This is a genomic window from Micromonospora sp. DT4, from assembly GCF_049841675.1.
Taxonomy (GTDB): Bacteria; Actinomycetota; Actinomycetes; order Mycobacteriales; family Micromonosporaceae; genus Micromonospora.
Genome location: NZ_JBNCKT010000067.1, coordinates 1 through 9351 on the forward strand (window position 1 = coordinate 1; position 9351 = coordinate 9351).

Here is a 9351-nt window from a genome sequence, read left to right on the forward strand (position 1 = left end):
CCCGGCGGGCGCCCCCCGCCCGGCCGGGGCGGCCCCCCCCCCCCGGCGGGCGCGGCCCCGGCCGCCGGGCCCCTCCCGGGGGGGGGGCGGCCCCCCCCCCCCCCCCCCCCCCGACATGACCCGTGCTACTTGCCGTCCGCCGGCTTGTCCTCCAGGTCGGCCGAGCCCGCCGACGTCGTCGGCTTGTGGGCCTCCGTCGTCGGCTGCGCAGGCGTGTCCGGCCCACCCGCCTCGGCCGGCTCCTCCCCCGCCGCGACATCACCGTCGAGCAGCGCCGTCAGCGCCGCCCCCGTGATCCGGCGGAACGTACGCCCGACCCGCTGGCGGTCCAGCACCGCCACCTCGAGCTGGTTCGCGGCGATGGTCCGAGCCGCGCCGCCCTCACCACCGACGGTGCTCAACGCCTGCACCGCCACCCGGACCGCCTCACCGAGGGACATGTCCGCCCGGTGCTGCGACTTCAGCACACCGGTGATCGCCTCGGCCTGGCCACCCATCGCCATCCGGCCCGGCTCGTCGTTGACCGACCCGTCGTACGTAAGCCGGTACAGCTCGTCGTCGTCCGGAGTCGCCCCGACCTCCGCCACACAGATCTCCACCTCGAACGGCTTCGACTGCTCGGTGAAGATCGCGCCCAGCGTCTGCGCGAACGCGTTGGCGAGCGCCCGTCCGGTGACGTCGCGCCGGTCGTAGCTGAGGCCGTTCAGGTCGGCCATCCGCACGCCCGCCCGGCGCAGGTTCTCGAACTCGTTGTACCGACCGACGGCGGCGAAGCCGATCCGGTCGTAGATCTCACTGACCTTGTGCAGGGCGCTGGAGAGGTTCTCCGCGACGAAGAGCACCCCGCCGGAGTAGCTCAGGACCACCGCGCTGCGACCCCGGGCGATGCCCTTGCGGGCCAACTCGGAGCGGTCGCGCATGATCTGTTCGGGCGAGGCGTAGAACTGCATGGCCACGGCGGCGGTTCTCCTTACGGCGCTGTGCGGACGACTGCGGACTGGTGGGGGTGGACGGGGCTCATCCGCCCGGGTTCTCCATCCGACCGGCGACCACACCCTCGGCGATCGCCGCCGTCTCGGTGTCGGTCAACCGGCGGGTGCCCTCGGCGGTAGCCGTCATCACCACCGGATAGATCCGGCGGGTCAGGTCCGGTCCGCCGGTCGCGGTGTCGTCGTCGGCCGCGTCGTAGAGCGCCTCGACCGCGAGCCGGGTCGCATCGTCGACGGACAGGCCGGTCCGGAAACGCTTCTTGAGCGCCGACTTGGCGAAGAGCGAGCCGGAGCCGATCGCGTCGTACCCGGTCTCCTCGTACGGGCCACCGGTCACGTCGAAGCTGAAGATCCGCCCCGCCCGCGCCGGGTCGCCGGCGGCCAGGTCGAAGCCCGCGAACAGCGGGACCACGGCGAGACCCTGCATGGCCGCGCCCAGGTTGCCCCGGATCATCGACGCCAGCCGGTTGGCCTTGCCGTCGAGCGAGAGCATCGCACCCTCGATCTTCTCGTAGTGCTCCAGCTCCACCTGGAACAGTCGCATCAGCTCGATGCCGATGCCCGCGGTGCCCGCGATGCCGACCAACGAGTACGCGTCGGCGGGGTGCACCTTCTCGATGTCGCGCTGGGCGATGAGGTTGCCCATGGTGGCCCGTCGGTCACCGGCCATCACCACGCCACCGGCGGCCGAGATCGCCACGATGGTCGTCGCGTGCGGCGCCAGGTCGGCGGCCATGCCCGGCGGAAGGGGTCGACGACCGGGCAGCATTTCGGGCGCCACCCGGCTCAGAAACGTGGTGAAGGAGGACGTCCCCGCGTTGGTGAACACATCTGGTAGACGCCCGGATGGATCAAAGCCCGCTGCCACGTGGTTCCTCTCAGGTACGTGATCGCCCTGGCCAGCCTCGTAGGACTGTCACGGAACTGGCCAAGACCACCGTTGCAGTTGAAGCAGAGTATCCCGCGCACCCATCCGGTGCGATGATCGTGGTCCAGATGTTGCGGGTCCGCGCCGCCACAGATCGCGCAGACCCCGCCCTGTTCGGCCAGGAGCTCCTGAAACTCCTTCTCCCCGACGCCGTAGCGCCGCTGGAGGTGGTACTCGCGCGTGCCGCCGAACAGCCGCTGCGCCGTCTCTCTCCCCCGGGCATTGTGGCAGGGTTTGCAGTAGCTGTGTCGGCCGCTGGCCTTGGTGGAGGTGGTGGAGAAGCCCCCCCAAGGGGCTTGATCTGCTCACAGTCCGGACACCAGCCCGTCCTTCCTCCGCCGGTCACGGTGGAACTCCGAGGTGGCCAGCACTCTCTTGCACTGCGGACACGCCTTCTCGGCACCGTCCGGCAAATCGAACATATAGTATCATTCACCACCTTTCTGGACATAGCCCCTGACGAATTCCTCTGCGTTTTCCTCCAGGACGGAGTCGATCTCGTCGAGCAGGTCGTCGACGTCCTCGGTGATCTCGGCGTGCCGCTCGGCCACCTCGGGGTTGGCCTCGGTGGTGACGTCCTCGATCTCCTCGCCCTGGCGGGACTTGCCGGACTGCGACTGGCCGCCGCTGTCATGAGTGGCCATTGCTGCCTCCTCCACGATCGTCTGCGATGAACTTACCTCGCCCGGACGACGAAAAGCCCGCCGCGCGCCGGCTTCCGGCGCACAGCGGGCATTCGGTGGCGCGTTCAGCCGCCGGTCAGCGTCTCCAGCAGGTCCTTGGCGCTGGCACAGCGGTCGAACAGGGCTCCGACGTGGGCACGGGTGCCCCGCTCCGGCTCCATCATCGGCACCCGGACCAGCGACTCCCGGCCCACGTCGAAGATCACCGAGTCCCAGCTCGCGGCGACCACCTCGGAGGCGTACTGCGCGAGGCAGCGGCCCCGGAAGTAGGCCCGGGTGTCCTCCGGGGGTTCGGTCATCGCGCTGCGGGTCTCGTCGTCGGTGAGCAGCGTCTTCATCGCCCCCCGGGAGACAAGACGGTTGTAGAGGCCCTTCTCCGGGCGTACGTCGGAGTACTGCAGGTCGACGAGCTGGAGCTTGTGCGATCCCCAGCCGAGCTTCTCCCGCTCCCGGTAGCCCTCCAGCAGCCGCAGCTTGGCAACCCAGTCCAACTCGTCCACGCAGAGCATCGGGTCGCGGCCGAGCCGGTCCAGCACGCCCTCCCACCGGTCCAGCACGTCGGCGGTCTGCTCGTCGACGTCGGTGCCGTAGCGGTCGTCGACAAAGGACCGCACCCGTTCGAAGTACGCCCACTGCACGTCCAGGGCTGTCAGCCGACGACCGTCGCGCAGCCGCATGAGGTGCGTGAGAGAGGGGTCGTGGCTGACCGCGCGCAGTTCGCTGACCGGGTCGGCGATGCCGAGGTCCGCGCCGAGCGCCTTCTCCTCGATCATGGTGAGGATCAGCGCGGTGGTGCCGACCTTCAGGTAGGTGGAGATCTCGGAGAGGTTGGCGTCGCCGATGATGACGTGCAGCCGGCGGTACTTGTCGGCATCGGCGTGCGGCTCGTCGCGGGTGTTGATGATCGGTCGCTTGAGGGTGGTCTCGAGGCCGACCTCGACCTCGAAGAAGTCCGCGCGCTGGGAGATCTGGAAGCCGCTCTGGCCGCCGTCCTGCCCGATGCCGACGCGGCCGGCGCCGCAGACGATCTGCCGGGTCACGAAGAAGGGCGTCAGGTACGCCACGATGTCGGCGAACGGGGTCTGCCGGCGCATCAGGTAGTTCTCGTGGGCGCCGTAGCTCGCGCCCTTGTTGTCGGTGTTGTTCTTGTAGAGGTGGATGGGTTGGCTGCCGGGGATGGTGGCGGCCCGTCGGGAGGCCTCGGCCATCACCCGCTCGCCGGCCTTGTCCCACCGCACCACGTCCCGGGGGGTGGTGACCTCGGGGGTGGAGTATTCGGGGTGCGCGTGGTCCACGTAGAGGCGTGCGCCGTTGGTGAGTATCACGTTGGCCAGGCCCAGGTCCTCGTCGGCGAGGGCCTCGGCGGGGTCGTAGGCGGCCCCGGAGTAGGTGAAGCCACGAGCGTCGCGCAGCGGCGACTCCTCCTCGTAGTCCCACCGGGCGCGACCACCCCGGTTGAGCTCGGGCCGGGCCCCGTAGGCGTTGACCACCTGCGACGAGGTGACCATCGGGTTGGCTCCAGCCTGGCCGGGTACGGAGATGCCGTACTCGACCTCGGTGCCCATGATCCGTCTTACGCTCATCGACCTACCCGCTTCGCTCGCCCGACCCGTCCCCGTCACGTCGAGCGTAGTCCGACTGTTCGGGGACGGGGGCGCGCCGGTGCGGGCGGGTTACGGGTGTCGTCCCGCGTGCCCGCCCGCCGCGGTCAGTACTTGATGATCATTGGGACGGTGGTGACCCGGCCGCGTAGGTCGGGGTACCTGGTCAGCAGCTTGTCGACGCGTCGCTGCGCGGCCGGGTCGCTGATCAGCAGGCGGATCGGACCGCGGGTCGAGCGCAGAATCTTGCGGGTGCGTTCAGGTTCCTCGAACATCGGCAGGTAGATCGCCGGCTCGGTCTGGGCGGTGGTGCCCTGGAGGGCGGAGAGGCAGATCGATTCCACGTAGCCGCGGTAGCCGGTCCGGTCGAGCACGACGGTGACGGTGCCCGGCTGGTCGGGGTGGCGGCGGTAGGCCGCGGCGCAGACCTGAACGACCCTCGACGGTTTGTCGACGCTGCGCTGGACCCAGAGCTGGGTCCAGCTCTGCTTGTTGACGACGAGCAGGCTGTGACACCAACCGGTGAGCCCGCAGAGGGTCACGACGGTGAGCACGGCCAGGGCGGCGGCGAGCGCGGGGACGGCGGCGGCGCGGATCCGGCGCCGCGGCGTGTCGCCGGACGGGACGGGCAGCAGCAGGACCAGGGCGGCGACGCCGACGATCAGCCCGACGGTAGCGAGGTGCACGCCCTTCATGAAGTAGTAGGCAGGCTGGACGCCGGTGAGGAGGTTGGCCAGGGCAATGGCGAGGGCGAAGCCGACGGCCACCACGACGGCGGCGAGGTGCCGCCGCCAGGCCCGGTCGGCGCGGCGGGCCTGGATCACGAGGCCGATCAGGACGATCGGGGTGAGGCCGAGCAGGGCACGCCACGCCTCGGCGAGCTCCGGGCCGGCCTTCGCGTCGAGCGCCTCGGTCTGGGACGCGCCGAACACGCCCAGCAGCAGGGGCAGCGGGGCGAGCAGGGCGGTGACCAGGCCGACGGCGAACACGGTCCGGCGGATGTGGGTCAGCTCCCGGCGGTGCGCGATCAGCCAGCCGAGCACCAGCAGCCCGGCCGGGGGGAGGAACAGGTAGTAGGTGAAGCCGATGCCGGTGAGCACGGCGCCGAGGAGGACGAGTTGTTCCCGGTTGCTGGCGAGCGGGCGTACGACAAGCGCGGTCAGCGCGACGGCGAGCGCGAGCCCGAGCACCTCGCTGGGGTAGCCGGCGATCAGCAGGCGGGGCAGTTGGCTGCCGAGCACGAGGGCGCCGACGACGACGGTCAGGACGATCCGGTGCAGCGGGTGCAGGGGGCCGGGAAGTCGTTGGGCGGCCCAGAGGAGGGTGAGCACGAACAGGCCGATGTTTGCCAAGCACCACCACCCGTAGTGGCTGAGGCTGCTGGCCCCGCTCGGGGTGCCGGTGGCGGAGCGCAGGTGCGCGTCGAGAACGGCGGTGGTGAGGTGCCAGCCCTGCGGATAGCGGGCGAGCAGGGAGACGATGTCGTCGCGGGCTGCCGACGGGTCGAGGAAGGCGTACCCGCCGAGCCGACCGATGGCGTCGACGAGGGCGACGTGGCGGAAGTTGTCCTCGCCGAGGGCGAGCAGGCTGAGGCGCCCGGCGAGGTTGCCGGCCCGCAGCCAGGGCGACGCGAGGTAGCCGACGACGGCGACGGTGGCGACGACCGGCAGCAGGTCGGTCCAACCGGGCCGGGGCAGGGTGGGACGTCGGCCGGTCACCGTGGCGATGACGGCGAGCGCGGTGAGCGCGGTACCGCTGACCGCGACGGGGTGCAGCCCCCAGGGCCAGACCGTGAAGAGCAGCCCGGCGACGGTGGTCGCGCCGACGAGCAGCAGCATGGCGAGCACGAGCCGGTCGAGCAGGGTGCGGCCGCCGCGGAGCAGGCTGGCCGTAGCCAGCAGCACGAGCGGGGGCAGCAGCCAGGCCAGGTGCAGGGGGTAAACCACCGCGGGTACCAGCCAGGCCGCGACCAGCGCGACGGGCAGTCGGCGGTACGGGCGGGCGGGCGGCGGGGTCTGCGGGTCGACTGCGGGGCGTGCCGGCGGGTCGGTGACGGTGAGTTCGGACGGCACGCGGATCCTCGACGTTTCGCAGGGTTGGAAGCGCCACAGCGTACCGGGTCGGGTGGGCGTGTGTGGGCCGCGGTGCGACGAGCGGGGCCCGGGACGCGACGCGTCCCGGGCCCCGCTGGTGTCAGCGCCTGCCTACAGGTATTGGCCGGTGTTGCTGGCGGTCTCGATGGACCGGCCGGCCTCGGCGCCCTTGCCGCCGGAGACGAGCGTGCGGATGTAGACGATCCGCTCGCCCTTCTTGCCGGAGATGCGGGCCCAGTCGTCGGGGTTGGTGGTGTTGGGGAGGTCCTCGTTCTCGCGGAACTCGTCGACGCAGGCGTCGAGCAGGTGCTGCAGGCGCAGGCCCTTGCGACCGGAGGTGAGGAATTCCTTGATGGCCATCTTCTTGCTGCGGTCGACGATGTTCTGGATCATCGCGCCGGAGTTGAAGTCCTTGAAGTACAGGACTTCCTTGTCGCCGTTGGCGTAGGTGACCTCGAGGAAGCGGTTCTCCTCGGTCTCCGAGTACATCCGCAGGACCACGGCGTCGATCATCGCGGCCACGGTGGCCTGCGGGTCGGCGCCGTGTTCGGCGAGGTCGTCCGGGTGCAGCGGCAGTCCGGAGAGGATGTACTTGGAGAAGATGTCCTTCGCCGCCTCGGCATCCGGGCGCTCGATCTTGATTTTCACGTCGAGCCGACCGGGGCGCAGGATCGCCGGGTCGATCATGTCTTCCCGGTTGGAGGCGCCGATGACGATGACGTTCTCCAGCCCCTCCACGCCGTCGATCTCGCTGAGCAGCTGCGGGACGATCGTGTTCTCCACGTCGGACGAGACGCCGGAGCCACGGGTCCGGAAGATCGAGTCCATCTCGTCGAAGAACACGATCACCGGGGTGCCCTCGCCGGCCTTCTCCCGGGCCCGCTGGAAGATCAGCCGGATGTGCCGCTCGGTCTCGCCGACGTACTTGTTGAGCAGCTCCGGGCCCTTGATGTTGAGGAAGAAGCTGGTGTGCTTCTCCTTGCCCTGCCGCTCGGCGATCTTCTTGGCCAGGGAGTTGGCCACCGCCTTGGCGATCAGCGTCTTGCCGCAGCCGGGCGGTCCGTAGAGCAGGATGCCCTTGGGCGGACGGAGCTGGTGCTCGCGGAACAGGTCCGCGTGCAGGAACGGAAGCTCGACCGCGTCGCGGATCTGCTCGATCTGCGACTGGAGGCCACCGATGTCGGAGTAGTCGACGTCGGGCACCTCCTCCAGGACCAACTCCTCGACTTCGCTCTTCGGGATCCGCTCGTACGCGTACGCCGAGCGGGGCTCGATCATGAGCGAGTCGCCGGCGCGGATCGCCGAGCCGATGAGCGTCTCGGCGAGGTGCACGATGCGCTCCTCGTCGGAGTGGGAGACCACCAGCGCCCGGTCACCCGGCGCGCCGTTCGGCCCCTCCAGGATCTCCTTGAGCATCACCACCTCGCCGACCCGCTCGTACCCGAACGCGTCGACGATGTTGAGCGCGTCGTTGAGCAGAACCTCCTGGCCGCGCCGCAGCTCGGCCACGTCCAGCGAGGGCGAGACGGCGACCCGCAGCTTGCGGCCGCCGGTGAAGACGTCCACCGACCCGTCGTCGTGCTTGGCCAGGAAGACTCCATAGCCGCTCGGCGGCTGCGCGAGCCGGTCGATCTCCTCCTTGAGCGTGACGATCTGCGTGCGAGCCTCCTTGAGGGTGCTCACCAGCCGGTCGTTGTTCTCGGTCAGCCGCGCCAACTGTGCCTGGGTGGCCGCCAGCCGCTCTTCGAGCTGCCGGACGTGTCGGGGGCTTTCGGTCAACTTGCGCCGCACCAGGGCGAGTTCCTCCTGAAGGAACGCGACCTGCGTGGAGAGATCGTGGGCTTCCTTCTCCCACCGTGCGGCGCGCGAGTCCGCGTCGTCGCTGCGTGCTGCCACGTCCCACCTCCCCGGGGGGCTTGAACGTTCTGAGCTAACACTAGCCGCTACGAGCCCGATTCGGTCCCACGCAACACCCTCGTCACTGAACCTTGATCGCCAAGGGGTGGTTTGCGGGGTCGGTACGGGCGTTCGGGTACCGTCGGAGGCTGGTACGGGAGAACATGGGGGGTGCACCGGTGGCCGAGGTCGCGACCGACCAGTTGCAGGTCTGGGTGGACCAGGATCTCTGCACGGGCGATGGGCTCTGCGTGCAGTACGCGCCGGAGGTGTTCGAGTTCGACATCGACGGCCTGGCGTACGTCAAGGGTGTCGACGGTGAGCTGCGGTTGGCTCCGGGCAGCCGCGTCGACGTGCCCGAGCACCTGCGACTCGAAGTGATCGACTCCGCGAAGGAGTGCCCGGGCGACTGCATCCACGTGGTGCGCGGCGACGGCGTCGAGGTCGCCGGCCCGGACGCCGAGGACGACCGAGCCAGCGCCGCGCGGTCCGCGCGGCGCTGACCCCAGCGGGGTACGCCTCAGAGCATCGGGCGGCCGACGACCGAGGCGACCAGCCGGGCGAACTCCTCCAGCCGGGCGATCTGCCCGGCCCCTCCGTCGTCGAGGGTCTTGCCGAACCGCAGCGCGTCGTGCCGGGGCGTACCGGCCGTCTCCTCGCTCGGCGGCGCCTCGTCCAGCGAGGTGAGCAGCAGGTAGACGTCGATGCTGTCGACCCGGATCTCGCCGCTGTCGGAGCGGTTGAGTCGCCGTCGGCAGCCCACCTCGGTGACCGTGGAGACGGGCACGACCCGCAGCGACGACGTCATCGAGCCCGGCGGCCCCTCCCCCGGCGGCACGTCCTCGCCGTGCCAGAGGATCAGCCGGCTGCCGTCGCAGACGACGACCTCCTGCCACACGCCGTTGACCTCGTTGACGAAGCGTTCCAGGGTGAAGCCGAGCACCGAGGCGCCGCGCAGCACCCCGCCGAGCGCCTCCAGGGCGACGTCCGGGTCCCGGAGGTAGGCGCGCGCCGCCGACTCCAGGTCCTGGTAGGGCGACCAGTCCGGAAACACGGCGGGCAGGTCGCCGCCGCCGTAGCCCGGTCGGCTCATCCCGTCGCCTCCCCGCCCTCACCGATGGTCACGGCCTGTCCATCTCCCCCGTCGCGTCGGGCTGGGCG

The 9351-nt window shown here is 70.5% G+C and carries 9 protein-coding genes; 1 reads left to right on the forward strand and 8 read right to left on the reverse strand.

All coding sequences use genetic code 11. The features are described from left to right. Positions 1-125: 125 nt before the first annotated feature. The 7 genes from prcA to arc all read right to left on the reverse strand — a co-directional run bounded on the left by prcA (position 126) and on the right by arc (position 8190). Positions 126-956: a proteasome subunit alpha gene (gene prcA, locus ACLQ24_RS18925; protein ID WP_425893044.1), complete on the reverse strand. Its 831-nt coding sequence runs from the start codon at positions 954-956 to the stop codon at positions 126-128. 61 nt (positions 957-1017) lie between these two features. Continuing rightward, on the reverse strand, positions 1018-1857 hold the full coding sequence (gene prcB / locus ACLQ24_RS18930; protein WP_425893045.1) for a proteasome subunit beta: 840 nt from the start codon (positions 1855-1857) through the stop codon (positions 1018-1020). After that, positions 1776-2111 (reverse strand): endonuclease VII domain-containing protein, encoded by a 336-nt coding sequence (locus ACLQ24_RS18935; protein WP_425893069.1) that lies wholly within the window; start codon positions 2109-2111, stop codon positions 1776-1778. Before ACLQ24_RS18935 ends, prcB begins: the two co-directional genes overlap by 82 nt. Before the next feature lie 234 nt (positions 2112-2345). Further along, positions 2346-2561 carry a ubiquitin-like protein Pup gene (locus ACLQ24_RS18940; RefSeq protein ID WP_088948111.1) on the reverse strand — a complete coding sequence of 72 codons (216 nt, stop codon included), beginning with the start codon at positions 2559-2561 and terminating at the stop codon, positions 2346-2348. A gap of 104 nt (positions 2562-2665) precedes the next feature. Beyond that, a complete protein-coding gene (gene dop, locus ACLQ24_RS18945; protein ID WP_425893046.1) occupies positions 2666-4183 on the reverse strand; it encodes a depupylase/deamidase Dop in 1518 nt (505 codons plus the stop codon). A gap of 125 nt (positions 4184-4308) precedes the next feature. Next, positions 4309-6273: a hypothetical protein gene (locus tag ACLQ24_RS18950; RefSeq protein WP_425893047.1), complete on the reverse strand. Its 1965-nt coding sequence runs from the start codon at positions 6271-6273 to the stop codon at positions 4309-4311. Between the two features lie 132 nt (positions 6274-6405). Continuing rightward, positions 6406-8190 carry a proteasome ATPase gene (arc, locus tag ACLQ24_RS18955; RefSeq protein ID WP_425893048.1) on the reverse strand — a complete coding sequence of 595 codons (1785 nt, stop codon included), beginning with the start codon at positions 8188-8190 and terminating at the stop codon, positions 6406-6408. A 179-nt stretch (positions 8191-8369) separates the two neighbouring features. On the opposite strand from arc, the gene ACLQ24_RS18960 reads away from it, so the two are divergent. Continuing rightward, a complete protein-coding gene (locus ACLQ24_RS18960) occupies positions 8370-8693 on the forward strand; it encodes a ferredoxin (RefSeq protein WP_425893049.1) in 324 nt (107 codons plus the stop codon). 17 nt (positions 8694-8710) lie between these two features. Here ACLQ24_RS18960 and ACLQ24_RS18965 read toward each other — a convergent pair whose 3' ends face one another. Next, positions 8711-9283, reverse strand: coding sequence for a hypothetical protein (locus ACLQ24_RS18965; RefSeq protein ID WP_425893050.1), 573 nt, complete (start codon positions 9281-9283; stop codon positions 8711-8713). Positions 9284-9351 lie beyond the last annotated feature (68 nt).

Bases quoted from the DNA above. Each gene is read 5' to 3' on its own strand.
- ACLQ24_RS18940 (WP_088948111.1), bottom strand. From the start codon at position 2,561: ATGGCCACTCATGACAGCGGCGGCCAGTCGCAGTCCGGCAAGTCCCGC.
- ACLQ24_RS18965 (WP_425893050.1), bottom strand. From the start codon at position 9,283: ATGAGCCGACCGGGCTACGGCGGCGGCGACCTGCCCGCCGTGTTTCCG.
- dop (WP_425893046.1), bottom strand. From the start codon at position 4,183: ATGAGCGTAAGACGGATCATGGGCACCGAGGTCGAGTACGGCATCTCC.